We start from the raw sequence: 17420 nt of genomic DNA on the forward strand, positions 1-17420 counted from the left end.
TGAGCGCCGGTCTCGAACATCCGGGGTGCGGGGGCGGGCGTCGCCGTGCCGCATTCCGGCTCGTGGCGGACTACCGGTGCCGGCGGAGCCTCACAGTCAAAGCCGGCAGACCTCACAGTCACAGCCGGCAGGCAGCGAGGACCGCGCCAAGCGCGACGGTCGCGTCGAGGAGGGCGCGGGAGCGCGCCGCGATGCTCACATCTCGGGCGGCCAGCGCGGCTTCGACGTCTGCCGACCGGTGCCCGTGGCGCAGGTCGGGCATCAAGGTCCGGAGCTGGTCGATGCGGTACCCGGCGGCGCGCAGCTGGTGCACGATGCGGGCGTCCCGAGTTTGGGCCGGTGAGTATCGCCGGGTCTCTCGCGGTGGCACGCGGTCCGGAACCGCAAGCCCCTCGGCGTCCCAGTGCCGCAAGGTCGATGGACGCACCCCGAGCGCGGCGGCGAGTTCGGAGACGCCCATCGAATCCGATGGGCGTACGTCCCCGATCGGCTCGGTGGAGATCGCCGAGGCGGCCTCCTTGGCGTGTTTGAGATCCGTACGTTCCCGGTCGAGCCGGGCGTGGGCGGCGTCGAGGAGTGCGAGCACTTCCGAGGTCGGGCGCTCGTGCACGGTACGAACGATCCGCTTGGCCTCAACCGGCCCCACTCCGGCCGCGAGGGCTCGATAGGCCAGAGCGGACCGCAGATGAATCTCTCCGTAGATCCGGTAGCCCGCAGCTGAGCGTGTCGCCGGCGGCAGGACCCCGTCGCGCTCGAGATTGCGTACCTGCTGCACGGAGTACCCCGCACGGCGTGCGACGTCGACAGTGCGCAACGCCGACGACTTGAGAGTTGACACCTGGTGATCCTCTGTCTTCCGGCTTCAAGCCTCCACAAGCACCTTAATGAAACGCTTGAGCACATGACCATGGAAGAGATCATCGACTTCGTAGCGGGCCTGGACGGAACTCTGACTGTCAGCCCTGGGCCCGGCGACGGCTCACCGGAGATCAGTTGGGGGGACACCTTCTTCTACTACTCTCCTGAGGGCGTCATTCCGCAAGCGGCTCAACCGTTCGCGACGATCGTGACGAAGGACCAGCCGGGCGACGAGAGGTCGCGACTGGACCGCCCGGACGCGTTCCGCGTCAATGTGGCCGCCGGGAAGGAATCGTTCACCAGCTGGACCGGCCACGCGCCGCGCGAGCCGGCCACCGACGAGGACCCCGGCGTCACCGATGTGGTGATGGCACACCCCGTCTACGGCTCCGTCGGATGGCTCGCGGTGGTGAACCCGGGCCGGGGGACCGACGCGGCGGTCCGCGAGCTGCTCCGCAAGGCCCATCACCTCGCGCGCTCGCGCTATGAGCGACGAGCGGGCGCGACGACCTGATGCGGAACGCCGGGCGCTGAGCCAACGTCCGTTCCCTGCAAGCGGGTTGGGGCGTGCATGACGAGGTGCTCGTCGAGCCGGCTGTAACCCGTGAGCCAGCGTCCTCCCTGGCCTCGCAGAGGGGCGATTGGAGTAGACGTGCAAAGGTGGTGCATGACATCAGAACGATTCGAGGTCACGCGCCAGATCGCCGCGACCCCCTCCGTGATCTTCGACGTGCTGCGATCCCCGCAGGGGCACGTGCGCATCGACAGCTCAGGAATGCTGCAGTCCGCCGAGGGCGGCCCGGTGGGTGCGGTGGGGGACGAATTCGTCGTTCACATGGACCGGGAGGCTCTGGGGGACCTTCCCATGGGCCGCTACGACGTGACCGTGATCATCACGCGTTATGAACGGGACGCTGTCCTGGAGTGGACGATTTCGGGCACCATCCAGCCCCCCATCCGACACCTCTACGGCTATCGGCTCGAACCCAATGAGTCCGGTACCGCCGTCACGTCGTACTACGACTGGAGCGAGATCGACGACAAGTACCGCGAGGCCGGGATCTTTCCGGTGATCCCCGAGGCGGGTCTGCGTGCCACGCTCGGCATCCTTGCCCGGACCGTCGAGTAGACCCCCCCTCTCGCGTCACGTGGCTCAACTCGGTTCGCCGACAGGAGAGTTGCCCGATGCCCCGCGAGCGTGAGGAGTGCTGCTCCTCGGCGGTCGCGGTGGGGCACACAGGGGTATTGACTCATCCGCGCCGGAGCCAAGAGCCGACCCGACCGGCCGGCGAGTTCGGTGGTGTTCCTACCACTGGTATTCGGTGACGCTGCCTCCGGCGAGCGTGGCGGTGCCGTGGGGGGTGTTGTCCTCCTTCCATACGGTGTAGTCCCCTGCGGGGAGGGGCTGGATGAGGGCGCAGTGGATGGTGCGGTCGCCGAGGTGGCGGGGTCGCACGGCTGCGTGGGTGCGCTGTTGGGGCCGGCCGGTGGGGCTGACGTGGATTTCGAGTCCTTCGTGCTCGGCAGCGGTGTGGATGATGAGGGCCGCGGTGGTCTCGCCGATGTCCAGCACGACGCTGCCGGGGGTGGAGGGGTGAGTGGTGTGGGAGTGCATGGAGCCTCTTCACGGTTCGGAGTGGCGGGGCCGCGTTCGTCGCGATCGCGGCCCCGCCGCTGGGGCATGGGTCAGGAGGCGGGGTGGTGGTAGCCGTCGTAGGGCACGCCGAGGTAGGGGAACGTGTCGAGGTAGGGGTTGGTGACGTCGGCGGGGGTGAGGCCGTCGGTCACCTTCGAGGACGCCGCGTCGGGGGTGAAGCTCTTGTCGACGAGCGGGAGCGTTGCTCCGGCGAGGGCGCGCAGCTCGACGGTGACGACGTCGTCGTAGACGCGGCGACCGTTGGGGAAGCCGGCCGGGTCACCGCCGATGAGGCCGAGGATGTTGGGGCTCTTGGCCGCGGGGATGGCGGTGTTGAGACGGATCATGTCCGCCTGGGTGGGGCCGGTGTAGTTCTGGAACCCTGGGACGACACCCGTAGGGATGCCGGTCAGGAGGATGGCGAGCAGGTCCGCGCGGGGCTTGCCGGACTTGTTGTACGCGTCGAGCGAGGGGAAGACGCCGGGGTAGAGCGTCGGCAGGAGTTTGGCCAGTTCCGGGTGCGCGACGTAGGTGGCGAAGCGCTTGTCGTCGGCCGGCGGGACCGCGTTCCACTCGTCCTTGTGACCGAGCGGGACGAGGACTTCGTTGAACAGCGGGTTGCCCAGGCGGGAGACCTGGGTGTAGGGCCCGGTCTCCAGGTCCTTGCCCTGCCGGGGCTCGATGACCCGGGCCCTGCGGCGGCTGGCGCTGGTCCATACGCCGACCGTGGCGTGGGGATCGGCGGGGTCCTTGACGGGGCGCCCGTGGAAGGTCAGATCGGTGGTGGGGACCTGAACCGCGAGTGAGTGGACGTTGAGTTCCTTGGTCGTGTTGACCCCGTCGGCGGGCTCGCTGAACGCGCTGGTGCCGAACTGGTTGTGCAGGTTCTGGAAGGGGCGCAGGTTGCCGAGGTCGAAGATGGACCCCAGGTCGACGTAGAAGCCCTCCGCGCGCTGGCCGGCGAACACCTTGCGGTTCTTGCCGAGGGTGTGGACGGCCTGCTGGGCGAGCTTCGCGTACGTCGGGGTGGACAAGGGCCCGATGTTGCAGGGCGGGCAGGCCAGGTTCCGGCCGAGGACCGAACGCCGGCCGCTGCTCTCGCAGCGGGTCAGGGTGTAGGTCTGGTAGCGGTTCCAGTTCGGTGAGTCCAGGGTGAGGATGGGCCCGGTGTTGTAGAGGAAGCTGTCGGGGCGGCGCATCCTGGTGGTGAACTCGAACTGGTAGGTGACGTCCGCGCGGCCGTCGCCGTCGTTGTCGATGTGGATCTCGTAGAGCACGTCGTCGCCGAACTCGTAGAAGTTCGGCCCGCCCGCCGGGTTCTGCAGCGGGATGTAGTTGGCGATCAGCGTGACGGTCCCTGGGGCGTCGGGGCTGACGAAGGCGTAGACGTCGGTGCTGTCGGCGACCGGGTCTTTGGAGATCTCCGGGGCTTCGCGGTGGGAGGACATCAAACCTCATCCGGGTTGGTCGATGGCGACGCGGCAGGAGTTGCCGTGGCCGGGGGACGTTCGGGTCAGCGGGCGTGACGCAGCAGTGCCGCGGCCAACTCCCGGTCGTGCACCTGGCGGTGCTGGTCGCCGTGGAAGAAGTCCATCTCGCCGGTCGACGCGTCGCGTACGTGCACCACCAGCGGCTCGTGCGGGCCGACCGCTCCAGCGGGCTCCTCGGCCATCGGTACGACGCCGCGCGAGGGGGCCGCCTGGGCCGGCTCGGCCACGCTCAGGACCGCACCGGCGGCCAAGGCCGCGAGGCCCACCTGGGTCGCGCCGCGCATCACTCCTCGGCGATCCATGCCGGAGGGTTCCCGCTGCTGGGGCTCGGACCGGGATTCATTCATGACCACTCCTCTGACTGGGCTGCACGGCATGGCGAACTGGCAAGCGGGTCCGGGCAAGGCGTGCGTCGAAGGCCGAGAGAAAACGGCACACGCGCAGGCATGGCGTCCGGACGGGATCGCTTCCGCGTTCCGCGCTACAGGGATTGAAGGCGTCGACGACGCGTCTGACGGCAGACGCTGGGCCCGAGGCAGAAGAGGGCCCGACGCTCAGCCACGTATGAAACGCCCCGCCTCACACCACGTCAAGGAGGCCCACAGAGACCGGACTTGACGAAGGACGCAACCCGGCTGCCTTTCCGCAGTTCAGACCTCACTCGATCGACCGAACGAGGGAAAACAGCTTTTTTCTTCCCGCCGGACCAAACCGGCAGCGGATCTGAACCGAACCAATACCGGCAGCGAAGAGAGAAAGAAGGTGATCACCACAGGGGTGACGACGCAAGGCGCGGGCAGTCGCACTGATCCAGTCGATCAATGCCGATTCCTCCTGCCTTCAGCCAGCCCGCACCGCAAAGACTCTTAAGCGCGGTGGGATCCCCCAGGCCGGCGCCTGAGGCTGCACGCTGCATGTACTCCGTTCATGCGCGACAGGTCGACGGTCCAGCGCGGCCATGTGCCTTTCCCTGAGCTCCCTTTGGAATTGAAGAGTGATCGCTCCGGAGGTAGTTTTTCCATGCGTAAATCCTTGTCGCTCGACACGGATTCATCGCGAATTTCCGGCACGTTAAAGATCGCCGTCCAAGCTCCGTTCAGGCTTCCGGTTTCTTGGTGACTGCCTCTCGGTGGCTTCGCGGCTCTCTCGGATTCGCCTCGCCAGAGGTGGCGCCCCGTGCTGGTCCGGCAGGTGTCCGCGCAGGGCCGCCTCGGCGCGGCTCCGAGGAAGGGCCTGCCAACGGTTCACCCGGCTTTCCGTGGACACCAGTGATCTGCAGCAATCCATCGGCGCACCGGTTCCGAATCGTGTGTGTACGGATCGATTCTCAGGAGGATCACCGCGTGAAAGAACCGGTGCACATCAGCGGGTTGCCCTCTGCGGGGCCCGACCTGCCCGACCTGCTCGACCGCGTGGCACAGGGAGACCAGCAAGCCTTCGGCTCCCTCTACGACGCGGTGGCCGGCCCCGTGCTCGGGGTGGTACGCGCCGTCGTACGTGATCCAGCACAGTCGGAGGAAGTCGCCCAGGAGGTCATGGTGGCCGTGTGGCAGACCGCCGCGCGCTATCGGCGCGAACTGGGCGGCGTCATGAACTGGGTGCTCACTCTCGCGCATCGCCGGGCCGTGGACCGCGTCCGCTCCGCCCAGGCAGCCGGCGCACGCGACCATAAGGCCGCGCTCCTGGAACAGACCCCGGCGTTCGACGAAGTCGCCGAAGAGGTCGACCGGCGCCTGGAGCGGGAACAGGTGCGCCGCTGTCTGCGTGCCCTCAGCGAACTCCAGCGCCAGTCCGTAACACTCGCCTATTACCGCGGCATGACCTACCGGGAAGTCGCCGAACTGCTCACCGTGCCACTGGGCACGGTCAAGACCCGAATGCGCGACGGACTGATCCGGATGCGCGACTGCCTGGGGGTGACCGCATGATCACAGCTGACCTGCACACGCTGACCGGCGCCTACGCGCTCCACGCACTGCCGGAGGATGAACACAGCGCGTTCGAGAGCCACTTGGACGCCTGCGCGGCATGTACGCAGGAGGTGCGGGAATTCACCGCGACCGCCGGCCGGCTCGGACTCGCCGTGTCGGTGAGGCCCCCGGTGGAGCTGAAGGCCACGGTCCTGCGGCGGATCGCCATCGTCCGCCAGGAATCCCCCCGCACACCCGGCCGGACCGGCCCCAGCGGCAGCCGACCGCGTCGAGCGCCCTGGTCCCGGTTCGCACTGGCCGCATGCCTCGCGGCGGCGGCCGGTCTTGGCGGGGTCGCGGTCTGGCAGCACCAGCAGGCCGACGACGCCCAGCAGCGGGCCGACACGGCCCAACGCCAGTCCCAGCGGCTCGCCGACGTCCTCGCGGCACCCGACGCGAAGGCCACCACCGCCACCCTGAAGAACGGCGCGAGCGGCACGCTCGTCGTGGCCCACAGCAAGAACCAGGCCGCCTTCGTGGCCTCTGGGCTCCCGCACCCGCCGGCCGGCAAGGTCTACCAACTGTGGTTCAACGACGCCGGAACCATGCGCCCGGCCGGACTGATGGACCCAGCACGCACCACCGAGGCCGTCCTTCTCACCGGGCCGGTCGACCGGGCATCCGGCGTGGGCATCACCCTGGAACCCGCCGGCGGCTCAACCGCCCCGACTTCGACCCCGCTCGTACTGATGGACGTCGCCACTGCCTGAGTGTTGTGGAGGTGCCTGGGGAGAGGCGTCGGCACGCTCTCCCCGCTGGTGCCGCTGCCGCCCGCTGGGGGCGCAGAGGCCCGTATCCGGCAGCGCTCTGAAGCATCGCCATCGGGGAGTGGCCCCGGCCCCCGGCGGCATCTGGGTCGTCGCAGTCGGCCCACGCACACGTCTCAAGCTGATGCAAGGCGCACGAGTTGTCGGGCCAGGGTGTCCACGCTCTGGAAAGTGGCGCCGAGCAGGGTGACGTGCTTCCAGAAGAGCGTTCCGTCGGGGGCGATCAGGAAGACAGCCCGCCGCAGTCCGACCCCGGGGGCGGTGATGCCGAAGGCGCGCGCTACGGAGCGTTCCGTGTCGGCCAGCAAGGGCATGGCGAGCTGGTGTCTGCGGGCGAATGACTCGTGGCTGTCCAGGTTCTGCGGACTGATGGCCCACACGTCGGCACCGCAGTCGGCGAACGTCTCCAGGCCGCTGGAGTACGAGCACAGTTGGCGGGTGCAGACCGGCGTGTCGTCACCCGGGTAGAAGGCGAGTACCAGGGGACGGCCGCGTTCCGCGCACAGCCGGTACTCGCCGCGCTCGAAGTGTCCCTGGGTCAGGATGCCTCCGGGCAGAGAGAAATCGGGCACGAACTGTCCCTGCTGTGGAATCGCGCCCACAACCGCGCCTCCTTTTTTCACCTGCGTCATCAATGGGAATGGGGGCGGGCCGCGATGCGGCCCGCCCCTCCTCACGACTGCTCAACTTCCCGCATGTTGGGGCTACTTGGGCATGAGGACGGTGTCGATGATGTAGACGGTGGCGTTGGCGGTGGGCACGTTGCCGCAGACCACGTTGGCGCTGTCGTTGACCTTGTACTCGGTGCCCGAGCCGGCCGTGGTGACCTTGCCCTTCTCCAGGGTGTCGAACGAGCCGTTCTCGAGCGCCTTGGGGGCGACCTTCTGGCCGACGACGTGGTACGTGAGGATCTTGGTGAGCATGGCCTTGTCGTTGAGGACCTTGTCGAGGTCGGCCTTCGGGATCTTCGCGAAGGCGTCGTTGGTGGGGGCGAACACGGTGATGTTCTGGGCGTTGTTGAGGGTGTCGACCAGGCCGGCCTTCTTGACCGCGGCGACCAGGGTGGACAGCGCCGGGTTGTGCGAGGCGGCGGTGGCGACCGGGTCCTTGGCCATGCCGTCGAAGGAACCCGCACCGTCCTTCGGCACGGACGCACACGCGGTGCCGAACGGCTTGTCCGTCATCGACGCGTCACCGTTCGAGGAGTTTCCGCCAGTGGTCGACTGCGAAGCCGGCGGAGTGGCCGCTTCCGAGGAGGCGGAGCTGTCCTTCTTGCTGTCGCTGCCACCGCACGCGCTCAGCGCGAACGGGAGAGTTGCGGCAGCAGTGACGACGATCGCGGTACGACGGAAACGCAGGGCATTCACGATGACTCCAGAATTGACGGGGCACATGCCTGGGAAAACCAATGGCAGGACGGGGATACGGAGTTGCCCGCCGGGGCCGACAGCGGCAGCCGGATGCTCTGCGCGTCGCGCGGCATCGCCGGAGCTGCCGTCGGCGGGGTACGCCGGCGGTGCTGAAACGGATTGAGTGGTGAGGGCGCCAAGCGGATGTCGGGGCCGCCGCCCACCGAGAGCGGCGGGATCACCGCACCGGTGAAGATCGAGCGAGCGGTCGGCCTACGCCCGGCCACGGCCGCACAGCGCGGGCCGACCAGCGGCCCGCCCTTGCTGCTCAGGTTTCTCATCACGACTTCTGGTTCGGAGCCGACGGTCCAGAGGATTGGTCGCTCATCCGAACGGGTGCCCCGCGTCCCGGAGCTGACGGAAGCCGAGTCGGCTGCCTCGCCGCCTCACCTCGTATCGGCAGCGCCTCCCCGCTATCGGCCGAGCGCGGTGCCTTCAGGCACGGGTTCAGTGCTGTGCGCTCGTAGACGGTGATGCTCAGCTGACCGGGCAGGCGAACGGCGATGGCGTGGTGGGCGGTACTCCGCAGCGATCGGGCCTCAAGCCGCAGCCCTCCCCAGGCATCCGCATGAATCCGAGGTAGGGCCGAGACAATCGGGCAAACGTAGAGGCATGAGGCTGATCAGTGAGCACAACGGTAAGCAGCCGCCAACCCCCGCCGCCTGGCTGCGCTTCGGCGCCACTGGTGCAGCGGTGACCGGTGCGGCATTCCTTGGAGCACGAGCCGTCGACGCGGACAGCGTCTGGTACAGATCTCTGCCCAAGCCGGCGTGGCAGCCGCCGTCGTGGGCGTTCGGAGTCGTCTGGACTCCGCTGTACGCCACGATCGCTTACGCCGGCGGTCGTGCGCTGGGCGCCGCGCCTACTCGGCGGGAGCGCGCGCGGCTTGCCGCGAGTCTGGCTGCCAACCTCTCGCTCAACGCTGGATGGAACTGGCTGTTCTTCCGTCTGCGCAGCCCCCGAGCGGCTGTGGTCGGCACCGTACTGCTCGACCTCAGCAACGCGGAACTCATCCGCCGTACCGCGCGATCTGACCGTGCCGCGGCCAAGGCCCTCCTCCCGTATGCGGCCTGGTGCGCCTTCGCCACAGCGCTCAACAGTTCCATCGCCCGGCATGCGCCTGCTCTGCCGCGCGGCTGAGCCCGTCGAACTCCGCCGTCCGGCGCATCCGGCACCGACCGGAGCGGGATGGTTCACGAGTTACCGGCCGGAGTCGGTATGCCGTCTGTGGCGCTCGGCGAACTGTCGCAGAAGGCGGTTGCGACCGCGGACGGGGACGGTCCACAGCGTGTGTCCGAGTACCCGCCATCGCTCGAGGAGGGCGTTGGCGGCGAGCATGCCACTGGTAGCGGCGCGTTCCATCAGGGCCACTGGCAGTCCGGTCCGCACGAGGTCCCCAGCCACCATGAGATGCGGGTGGCTCGTCCGAACTGCCGGACGATCGGCGTATCCGCCCACTGGGAACAGCGGGCAGTCGGCACGCCACTCGTGCCGCGCGTCGATGATCCGTGCGCCGCGGGTCTCCGGATAGACCGCATGCAACTGCTGGACGAGGTGCTCCTGTACGGCGGCACGGTCGGCGTTCTCGTCGACGGCGTAGGCGTGCAGTTCGATCACGGATCCTCCAGCCCGGCGTGACCACCGCAAGGCTTCCCGCTCCCAGCGCTCGAGCACGCTCACGTTGTCCAGGCTGCCGAAGCCGCTGGTGCCCAGAAAGCCCGGACGGTCGGACCTGACGGGGCGATCCAGCCACAGCCGGGAGACGAGGAAGGGGGGAGCTGTCCTCAGGCGGGCGACGCGCTGGTGCCAGGACGCGTCGGCGATGGCGGGACTGTTCGTGGCGAGTGACTGGAGACCGCCGGTGTCCAGGGCCAGGACGCAGGCGTCGACCCTTCGGTCGAGGCCGGGCGCGGTGACGCGGAAGCCGTCGCCGTGCGGGGCGATGTGTTCGACGGGTGTGGAGCACCTCACGTCGACACCAAGGCGTTCCAGATAGGCGCCCAACGGATTCCAGAGAGCGGTGGGGAACGGCTCGTTGGGCACGTCGAACAGAAGACCTTCGGCGGAGCCGAGGAAGTAGATATGGAACATCAGCACCATCTCGGCCGCTGACAGTCTGCGCGGGTCGGCGAAGAAGCTGCGTGAGAACACCTCGAACGCCAAGTGGTGGGCTGCTTCGGGAAAGCGGATGGAGGCGAGAAAGTCGTGGGCGCTTGTGGCGTCCAGGCGGTCGTAGACGTCCGGCACACGCACGTCCATTAGGGGGAGCGCGCCGGCCGCGTTCATCCGGGGAAGGTCACGCAGACGGAAGGTGGGGCTGGCGACGGCGAACCCCAGGGCGCTCCACGGGGGAGTACGGGGAACGTGGCGGAAGCTGTCCTTGAGCCCGTCGGCGTGCCAGAGCGGATAGTCGGGCAGACGTGTCATGCGCGTCTGATGAGGGTCCGTACGTCGCAGCAGCGCTCGCAGGTTGTAGTACTGGCGGAAGAAGGCGTGAAAGCCGCGGCTCATGGTGACGGTGGACCCGTCCTCAAGAGTCGTGGACCATCCGGCGAGGCGTCCGCCCAGGACCTGGTCGCGTTCGAACAGGGTGACCCGGACACCACGTTCGGCCAGTGCCGTTGCCGCCGCGATGCCCGCGATGCCTCCTCCCACCACCGCCGCGACAGGAGGCTCACCAGCGACTCTGGGCGACCCAGGCCTCCCCGGGAAGCAGTGCGCTCGGCGGTCTCTGGCATCTGGAGGACCACCACCTGCCCGCCTCACGCGCGCGCCGCCTCGCCCGGACGCGGCCATGCGGTACTGCGAGGGGGAGCTCCGTAACTGCCGTGAAGCGCCAAGTGGGCAGTGCACCAAGGACCGTTGGGGGAGATCGGGGTGCTGCGGCCGGGCGTGCGGCAGAAGCCCCGAGACGTGGCCAGGAGAACGGGCTGCCGGCCGGGCAATGCTGCACGTGGGTCAGCCGTGTTGAGAGCGAGGAAGATGGCGGTCGACATGATTCTCCTGAGGACGGGCGCGCTGCGAAACGCTGGTCAAGGTGCGAGGAAATGGCGCCGTCCCCGCGTCGGCAACTCCACCGCACTGCGTAGCATCGGCCCGATGGGGGTGTGCAGGCCGATGGAGATGTCCTGGAGCAGGGTGGTGTCGCCGTCGAGGAAGTGCAGCAGGCGTGCCATCGGAACACGGGAGAACAGGCGCGCGAAAAACTCGCTGCCGTCGAGGCGTCCGTGGGCCAGACCGTGCAGAAAGACCGCGTCCATAGCCTGCGACCGTCGCGAATGAGGGGGCGGCGGTGACGGGTTGCGGCCCTGGGCCAGGGCTCGCGCTACTGCGCTTGTCTGCCGCTGGATCGTGGCGAAGGTGTATCCGGTGGACGGCCGGGTTGCTCCACCGGCCGCGCCGATCCGGAACACGGAGGGAGCGCTGCGACGCGCGAACCGCGCGTCCGTCATGGGGATGACACCGTGTTCGGTGTCCTCGACGTCGAAGTCGCGCGCACCCAGGACCTGCTGTGCGTAGGAAAGGAGCCTCTGGTCGTATTCCTCGTCCTGCAGTAGCCCTGCTGAGAACTCGGTGTACTCCACCAGGGCTGCGTGACGGCTGGTTGGCAGCACGTAGCAGAATGCCAGCCCGTTCGGCGGCTGCGGGACGCGGAAGTCCATCAGCTCCACGCGCTCGGGGTCGAAGACGGGCTGGGGCGTGCGGATGAACCAGCCGTGGAAATGCTGCAGCAGTGTTGTGCGCGCCGATGGCAGACTCTCCAGCGGACGCGAGTCGAACACCCATCGTGCTGACAGTGACTCCCGCGCCCCGTCGGCGGTACGCAGGAGGACGCGGGCGCCGTCCACCGCGCCGTCGATCGTCTCGACGACCCCCTCGCGCTGCGTGAATCCGGGACGTTCCGCGAGATGACCGGCAATCAGGTGCTCGAAGTCGTCGGAGCGGATCATTTTGTACCGGAGCGGTCCGATGTCGTCGTCGAAGGCGGTTCCCTGCGGACTGTGCACGCGGAGCTTGGTCCAGGCCTTGGTGACGGCCGCGTCGTACCGCCCGGCGCCCGCCTCCCAGAAACACCAGGTGCGCCGCGGCGGACGGAGTGGGCCGGGCGGAGCGTCGATCAGCCGCACAGCAAGCGAGCGGGGGCCTGTTGCGCAAAGACGGTCGGCCAGGGACAGCCCTGCCGCGCCCGCGCCGATGATGGCCACGTCCACACGCTCCACCGCCGCCTCCCGAGATTCGCCGTCAGCTCCTGGAGACCCTTCCACTCGCGCGGGGTTCCTGGATGCGCGCCACGCACGCTTTGTGGCCGACGAGGGCCGCTCGGCACCCTCAGACCTCTCGCCGGGGTGGTTACTCCGATTGACGCCTTGGCGCATCCGAACGCGGCCCGGACAGGGAATGAGTTCACGATATTCCTAGCCGAACCCCACGCAGAGGAGCAGCCATGCGCCCCGACGAGGTAGCGGGTGCCAGCACGGATCGCTTCGCGCTTGGCCTGACGCGGCCGTACGCTGAGGAATCGGCAGGCGCTCGGGCGATGCGGTCGGCCGACGAGCGGCTGACGACGCTGGTGCGGGAGATCGACCTCGACGTACACGGCTCCGTCCAGTGCCGGCTTGAGGGGCTGCTGGCAGAACGGGTAAAAGAGGCGCACGATGCCCACGAGACGTTCGGGCGGGACATCGCCGCCCGAGTCGCCCGGTTCACCTTGGGCGGAGGGGGCCGGATCAGGCCGCAGTTTCTGTGGTGGAGCATGCGAGCCGGGGGAGTGCCCGCGTTCGATGAGGTCGTCGCTGCCCTCCGGCTGGGGTCCGCCCTCGAACTCATCCAGACGTGTGCGCTGATCCATGACGACGTGATGGACGCTGCTCCCTCGCGCCGAGGACACCGGGCGGTGCATGTCGACCTTGCTGCGCAGTACGACAAGGGACCGAAGGCGATCGTCACTCATTTCGGTGAATCGGCTGCGATCCTCGCCGGCGACCTCGCCCTGGCCTGGGCCGACGACGAACTCGCCGCGCTCGACTTGCCCACGGGACAGGCCGGCAGGGTGCGCGCCGTATGGGCGCAGATGCGCATGGAGATGGTGGCCGGTCAGTACCTGGACGTCCAGGGCGAGCTGACGCAGAACAGGTCTCTGAGCCGCAGCATCCGCGCTGCCTATCTGAAAACCGCCCTCTACACCGTGGAGCGGCCCATCCAACTCGGAACCCTCCTCGCGGGGACGGAGGAAGCCACAGCGCACGCCCTGCGCGCCGCCGGACGCCGCATCGGGCTCGCCTTCCAACTGCGCAACGACCTTGATGACGTCCTCGGACCCCCCGGCGGCGGGGACAAGCCCGTGGGGGCTGATGTGCGGTCCGGGAAACCGACCTACCTGATCGCCCTCGCACATGCCCGCGCTGAGGCTCAAGGCGACTCTCGAGCCCAAGAGGTCCTGCGCAACAACGTCGGACGGCCGGATCTCGACGAGACGGGCATGGACGAGGTCCGCCAGGTCCTCGACAGCACGGGAGCCGCCGCACTCGTACACCACAGGGTCGGCTGTCTGCTGGCCCAGAGCCTGCGCCACTTGGGCAGTGCCGCGATCGATCCCGTCGCCCGCGACCACCTGCTGGGGCTGATGCACGCGGCCGTCGGGAAGGACACACGGGATGCCCCGCGCGAGCTCGCGCGAAAGGCGGTTCCGGCCCGGCCCGGCGCGGACGAGGTGGCCTCCTCGTGAAAACCGTACGGGGACGCACCGATCACGTTGTCGTGGTGGGAGCAGGGCTGTCCGGATTGTCGGCCGCGCTCCATCTCCTGGGTAGCGGCCGGCGGGTGACCGTCGTCGAACGCGACGCGCTGCCTGGCGGACGGGCAGGACGCCTCCAGCGCGGCGGCTACCTCATCGACACGGGACCCACCGTGCTGACCATGCCGGAGCTGGCGGACGAAGCCTTCAACGCGGTCGGTGAGAGCCTCCACGACCGAGTCGAACTCATCCCCCTTCACCCCGCCTACCGGGCATCCTTCGCTGACGGCTCCATGCTCGATGTCCACACCGACGCCGACGCCATGACGCAAGCGGTCGAAGACTTCGCGGGCTCCGACGCGGCAGCCGGTTACCTACGACTGCGCAGCTGGCTGCACCGCCTCTACCGGGCGCAGATGAAGCACTTCATCGACACCAATTTCGACTCGCCCCTGCAACTCCTGACCCCGGACCTCGCCCGGCTCGCGGCCCTTGGCGGGTTCGGCCGCCTGGACCATCAGATCGGCCGGTTCATCAAGGACGAGCGGCTGCGCCGAGTCTTCTCCTTCCAGTCCCTGTACGCCGGAGTTGCCCCCGCACGAGCCCTCGCCGCGTACGCGGTCATCGCCTACATGGACACCATCGCCGGCGTCTACTTCCCCCGCGGCGGCATGCACGCCCTGCCTCAAGCCATGGCCGACGCAGCCGAAGCGGCGGGCGCCGAGTTTCTGTACCAGAACACCGTCACCGGGCTCGAACGCACCGGGAACCGTGTCACCGCCGTGGTCACCGAAGACACACGCGTCCCCTGTGATGCCGTCGTTCTCACTGCCGACCTGCCCGCGGCCTACCGGCTGCTGGGCCGAACTCCACGCCGATCCGCGCCGCTACGACGCGCGCCTTCCGCCGTGATCATTCACGCGGGGACGGACCGCACCTGGCCCCAACTGGCCCACCACACAATCTCGTTCGGCGCCGCCTGGCACGAGACGTTCGATGACATCACGCGCCGGGGCCGGCTGATGGCTGATCCCTCTCTCCTCATCACCCGTCCCACCGCCACTGATCCGTCGTTGGCACCACCGGGCAAGCACCTGCACTACATCCTCGCGCCCTGCCCCAACACCGACATCGGGCCAAGTCCCGCGCAGTGGGGAGACCTCGGACCTCAGTACCGAGCAGTCATTCTCGACGAGCTCGAGCGGCGGGGCTTGGAAGGCATCGGCTCATCCATCGAGGAACAGTGCCTGGTCACGCCTGCCGACTGGACCGCTCAGGGACACGGGGCCGGCTCGCCCTTCTCCGCCGCCCACACCTTCACCCAGACGGGCCCCTTCCGGCCGCGCAACCTCGTCCACGGCACCGAGAACGTTGTGCTCGGCGGCTGCGGAACCACGCCCGGCGTCGGCGTGCCCACCGTGCTGCTCTCCGGAAAGCTCGCCGCAGCACGGATCACTGGCTGCCCGCCCCGTACCCGTCTCGCACAGTCGGCACGCAACTACACCAAGGGAGCGCCGTCTTGACCGCCCGAGAACTCGACGCCGCAGCCATCACCGACCCGTCCCTGCGCAAGGCGTACACCCACTGCCGACTACTCAACGCACAGCACGGCAAGACCTACTTCCTCGCCACCCGACTCCTTCCCGCTGACCGGCGCAGCGCCGTCCACGCACTGTATGGATTCGCCCGTTGGGCCGACGACATCGTTGACTCCGCCGACGTCACAGGGTCTGTGACCAGCCGGGCAGCAGCCCTTCACCAACTCACGGTCCAATTGGAGACGGGCCTGAAGGCAGGCCACAGCGATCAACCCGTCGTGCGCGCACTCGCGGACACCGCACGCCGTTACGGCATCGAGCACCAGCACTTCACCGACTTCATGAACGCGATGCGTGACGACCTGTCCGTCACGGACTACGCCACCTACGCGGACCTGCGTCGCTACATGCACGGCTCGGCTGCTGTCATCGGCCTCCAAATGCTCCCTGTACTGGGGACCGTGGTGCCCAGAGCCGAGGCGGAGACGCACGCGGCCGAGCTCGGTGTCGCCTTCCAGCTCACGAACTTCCTGCGCGATGTCGGCGAGGACCTGGACCGAGGACGCGTCTACCTTCCGGGGGACCTGCTGCGGGCCCACGGCGTTGACCGGGAGCGCCTGCGATGGAGTCGCGACACGGGCCGGCGGGATGCCCGGATCACTCAGACACTCAGGGCGTTCGAAGCGATGACGCGCGGCATTTACCGGCAGGCAGCGCCAGGAGTGCCCATGCTCGCGGCAGAATCCCGCCCGTGCATCCGTACCGCCTTCGTGTTGTACGCCGGCATCCTCGACGCCATCGCCGCCGACGGATACACGGTGCTCCACCGGCGCGCGGTGGTGCCCCGCCGGCGAAGGCTTACGGTGGCCCTCGACGGCCTGGTCCGCGTCGTTCATGCACGAGCGCGCTACCAACTGACGAGCTGCCGAAGGGCGAACCGCTTGCATGCGGACATGGCGCACGCGGCAGCCGTGGGGACTTCGGCAGCACGCCGGGGGCTGGTGTGATGGGCCGGAAGCCGGGTGTGCGCCGTTACCCTCTGAGCTTTCGCCGGCACCCCGTCGCCTGGGAACGCCAGCGGCCCACTTGGCGCGACGCCCGCCCCGCCGTCATCGAGTCCGCGCTCGAGAGAGCGCAAAGCCGTCCTTCGGGCAATTGGTACGTCGTCGGTGCCAGCACAGACGTACCGGCAAGCACACCCCTGGGCCGTACGGTGGCGGGGCGGGAGATTGTTCTCTGGCGCGACACGGGCGGCCGGGTAGTCGCGGCGCCCGGAGCATGCCCTCATCTCGGCGCACCCCTGAAAGACAGTTCCGTGCGCTGCGGGGTCCTGGTCTGCCACTGGCACGGAATGGCGCTGAGCGCCAAGGGAGTTGCCGGATGGCAACCACTTCCCGCCTACGACGACGGCGTACTCGTGTGGGTCCGCCTGGATGCGGCCGGCGCGGAACAGCCGCTCCCCATCCCCGTCATCCCCGAGCGACCCGCCCTGTCTCGGTCCGTCAGCGCCGTCTACACCGGGATGGGCAGATGCGAACCGGCCGACATCGTGGCCAACCGACTCGACCCTTGGCACGGCGCGTGGTTCCACCCCTACGCCTTCGTCGATCTTCAGGTCACCGAAAGCCCAGCACCGGACGCCGGCCCTGACGCGGACGCCTTCGTGGTCGACGTCTCCTTCCGGCTCACCACTCGACTCGTCGTGCCCGTCAGGGCCGTCTTCACCGCACCCGGCCCCCGCACCGTCGTCATGCACATCACGGACGGAGAGGGGCAGAACTCGGTGGTCGAAACACACGCGACGCCACTGACCTCACCCGGGCACAGCAGCCCGCGCACAGCCGTCGTCGAAGCAGTGATCGCCACATCACACCGCCCCGGTTTCGCGATCGCCCGGCGCGCAGCCCCACTGCTGCGCCCGCTGATGCGCGCCACCGCCGCGCGGCTGTGGAGCGACGACCTCGCCTACGCCGAGCGGCGATGGCGCATGCGCTCCCAGGATCCGTCCCAGTGAAGTG

General features: G+C 68.6%; 18 protein-coding genes. 9 read left to right on the forward strand and 9 right to left on the reverse strand.

All coding sequences use genetic code 11. The features are described from left to right. Nucleotides 1–118 precede the first annotated feature (118 nt). On the reverse strand, nucleotides 119–838 hold the full coding sequence (locus ACFYZA_RS05630) for a MerR family transcriptional regulator (RefSeq protein ID WP_388487485.1): 720 nt from the start codon (nucleotides 836–838) through the stop codon (nucleotides 119–121). Between the two features lie 63 nt (nucleotides 839–901). Here ACFYZA_RS05630 and ACFYZA_RS05635 point away from each other — a divergent pair, with 63 nt between their 5' ends. Both ACFYZA_RS05635 and ACFYZA_RS05640 read left to right on the forward strand, forming a co-directional pair. Further along, nucleotides 902–1372: a DUF6194 family protein gene (locus ACFYZA_RS05635; RefSeq protein WP_382599357.1), complete on the forward strand. Its 471-nt coding sequence runs from the start codon at nucleotides 902–904 to the stop codon at nucleotides 1370–1372. A 153-nt stretch (nucleotides 1373–1525) separates the two neighbouring features. Beyond that, on the forward strand, nucleotides 1526–1987 hold the full coding sequence (locus ACFYZA_RS05640; RefSeq protein WP_388487488.1) for an SRPBCC family protein: 462 nt from the start codon (nucleotides 1526–1528) through the stop codon (nucleotides 1985–1987). A 177-nt stretch (nucleotides 1988–2164) separates the two neighbouring features. Here the strand turns inward: ACFYZA_RS05640 and ACFYZA_RS05645 are convergent, their stop codons facing one another. From ACFYZA_RS05645 to ACFYZA_RS05660, 4 genes are all read right to left on the reverse strand, one after another. Next, on the reverse strand, nucleotides 2165–2473 hold the full coding sequence (locus ACFYZA_RS05645; protein ID WP_388487490.1) for a hypothetical protein: 309 nt from the start codon (nucleotides 2471–2473) through the stop codon (nucleotides 2165–2167). Nucleotides 2474–2544: 71 nt separating this feature from the next. Beyond that, entirely contained in the window at nucleotides 2545–3942 is a 1398-nt protein-coding gene (locus ACFYZA_RS05650; protein ID WP_388487493.1) for a DUF4331 domain-containing protein, read from the reverse strand. 65 nt (nucleotides 3943–4007) lie between these two features. Next, complete coding sequence (locus tag ACFYZA_RS05655; protein WP_388487495.1) at nucleotides 4008–4331, reverse strand: hypothetical protein; 324 nt, start codon at nucleotides 4329–4331, stop codon at nucleotides 4008–4010. 310 nt (nucleotides 4332–4641) lie between these two features. Further along, nucleotides 4642–4806: a hypothetical protein gene (locus ACFYZA_RS05660; RefSeq protein ID WP_388487498.1), complete on the reverse strand. Its 165-nt coding sequence runs from the start codon at nucleotides 4804–4806 to the stop codon at nucleotides 4642–4644. Between the two features lie 521 nt (nucleotides 4807–5327). Between ACFYZA_RS05660 and ACFYZA_RS05665 the strand changes: the two genes are divergently transcribed. Then, nucleotides 5328–5912 (forward strand): sigma-70 family RNA polymerase sigma factor, encoded by a 585-nt coding sequence (locus ACFYZA_RS05665; RefSeq protein WP_382599349.1) that lies wholly within the window; start codon nucleotides 5328–5330, stop codon nucleotides 5910–5912. Next, nucleotides 5909–6664, forward strand: coding sequence for an anti-sigma factor domain-containing protein (locus ACFYZA_RS05670; RefSeq protein WP_388487501.1), 756 nt, complete (start codon nucleotides 5909–5911; stop codon nucleotides 6662–6664). Before ACFYZA_RS05665 ends, ACFYZA_RS05670 begins: the two co-directional genes overlap by 4 nt. Nucleotides 6665–6837: 173 nt before the next feature. Here the strand turns inward: ACFYZA_RS05670 and ACFYZA_RS05675 are convergent, their stop codons facing one another. Both ACFYZA_RS05675 and ACFYZA_RS05680 read right to left on the reverse strand, forming a co-directional pair. After that, a complete protein-coding gene (locus ACFYZA_RS05675) occupies nucleotides 6838–7323 on the reverse strand; it encodes a peroxiredoxin (RefSeq protein ID WP_388487503.1) in 486 nt (161 codons plus the stop codon). 102 nt (nucleotides 7324–7425) lie between these two features. Further along, a complete protein-coding gene (locus ACFYZA_RS05680) occupies nucleotides 7426–8088 on the reverse strand; it encodes a fasciclin domain-containing protein (protein ID WP_388487506.1) in 663 nt (220 codons plus the stop codon). A gap of 654 nt (nucleotides 8089–8742) precedes the next feature. Here ACFYZA_RS05680 and ACFYZA_RS05685 point away from each other — a divergent pair. Continuing rightward, nucleotides 8743–9270, forward strand: a complete 528-nt coding sequence (locus ACFYZA_RS05685; protein ID WP_388487508.1) for a TspO/MBR family protein — start codon at nucleotides 8743–8745, stop codon at nucleotides 9268–9270. Between the two features lie 60 nt (nucleotides 9271–9330). On the opposite strand, the gene ACFYZA_RS05690 is transcribed toward ACFYZA_RS05685, so the two are convergent. Then, complete coding sequence (locus ACFYZA_RS05690; protein WP_388487510.1) at nucleotides 9331–10926, reverse strand: FAD-dependent oxidoreductase; 1596 nt, start codon at nucleotides 10924–10926, stop codon at nucleotides 9331–9333. Nucleotides 10927–11162: 236 nt separating this feature from the next. Next, nucleotides 11163–12350: a lycopene cyclase family protein gene (locus ACFYZA_RS05695; protein WP_388487512.1), complete on the reverse strand. Its 1188-nt coding sequence runs from the start codon at nucleotides 12348–12350 to the stop codon at nucleotides 11163–11165. Nucleotides 12351–12574: 224 nt separating this feature from the next. On the opposite strand from ACFYZA_RS05695, the gene ACFYZA_RS05700 reads away from it, so the two are divergent. Genes ACFYZA_RS05700 through ACFYZA_RS05715 form a run of 4 tightly spaced genes read left to right on the forward strand, consistent with a single transcriptional unit; the run spans nucleotide 12575 to nucleotide 17416 of the window. After that, nucleotides 12575–13855, forward strand: coding sequence for a polyprenyl synthetase family protein (locus tag ACFYZA_RS05700; RefSeq protein ID WP_388487515.1), 1281 nt, complete (start codon nucleotides 12575–12577; stop codon nucleotides 13853–13855). Then, the gene (gene crtI, locus ACFYZA_RS05705; protein WP_388487517.1) at nucleotides 13852–15387 is read left to right on the forward strand and encodes a phytoene desaturase family protein; all 1536 of its coding nucleotides are present in this window, start codon (nucleotides 13852–13854) and stop codon (nucleotides 15385–15387) included. The genes ACFYZA_RS05700 and crtI overlap by 4 nt, the downstream gene beginning before the upstream one ends. Continuing rightward, a complete protein-coding gene (locus ACFYZA_RS05710) occupies nucleotides 15384–16409 on the forward strand; it encodes a phytoene/squalene synthase family protein (RefSeq protein ID WP_388487518.1) in 1026 nt (341 codons plus the stop codon). The genes crtI and ACFYZA_RS05710 overlap by 4 nt, the downstream gene beginning before the upstream one ends. Further along, nucleotides 16409–17416, forward strand: a complete 1008-nt coding sequence (locus ACFYZA_RS05715) for a DUF5914 domain-containing protein (RefSeq protein WP_388487520.1) — start codon at nucleotides 16409–16411, stop codon at nucleotides 17414–17416. The genes ACFYZA_RS05710 and ACFYZA_RS05715 overlap by 1 nt, the downstream gene beginning before the upstream one ends. Nucleotides 17417–17420 lie beyond the last annotated feature (4 nt).

Origin of the sequence: Streptomyces sp. NPDC001828 (assembly GCF_042892175.1) — a bacterium.
Taxonomy (GTDB): domain Bacteria; phylum Actinomycetota; class Actinomycetes; order Streptomycetales; family Streptomycetaceae; genus Streptomyces.

Coding starts and splice junctions, on each gene's coding strand:
- ACFYZA_RS05645 (WP_388487490.1), bottom strand. CDS start 2,473: ATGCACTCCCACACCACTCACCCCTCCACCCCCGGCAGCGTCGTGCTG.
- ACFYZA_RS05700 (WP_388487515.1), top strand. CDS start 12,575: ATGCGCCCCGACGAGGTAGCGGGTGCCAGCACGGATCGCTTCGCGCTT.
- ACFYZA_RS05640 (WP_388487488.1), top strand. CDS start 1,526: ATGACATCAGAACGATTCGAGGTCACGCGCCAGATCGCCGCGACCCCC.
- ACFYZA_RS05715 (WP_388487520.1), top strand. CDS start 16,409: ATGGGCCGGAAGCCGGGTGTGCGCCGTTACCCTCTGAGCTTTCGCCGG.
- ACFYZA_RS05650 (WP_388487493.1), bottom strand. CDS start 3,942: ATGTCCTCCCACCGCGAAGCCCCGGAGATCTCCAAAGACCCGGTCGCC.
- ACFYZA_RS05690 (WP_388487510.1), bottom strand. CDS start 10,926: ATGGCCGCGTCCGGGCGAGGCGGCGCGCGCGTGAGGCGGGCAGGTGGT.
- ACFYZA_RS05635 (WP_382599357.1), top strand. CDS start 902: ATGACCATGGAAGAGATCATCGACTTCGTAGCGGGCCTGGACGGAACT.
- ACFYZA_RS05670 (WP_388487501.1), top strand. CDS start 5,909: ATGATCACAGCTGACCTGCACACGCTGACCGGCGCCTACGCGCTCCAC.
- ACFYZA_RS05655 (WP_388487495.1), bottom strand. CDS start 4,331: ATGAATGAATCCCGGTCCGAGCCCCAGCAGCGGGAACCCTCCGGCATG.
- ACFYZA_RS05685 (WP_388487508.1), top strand. CDS start 8,743: ATGAGGCTGATCAGTGAGCACAACGGTAAGCAGCCGCCAACCCCCGCC.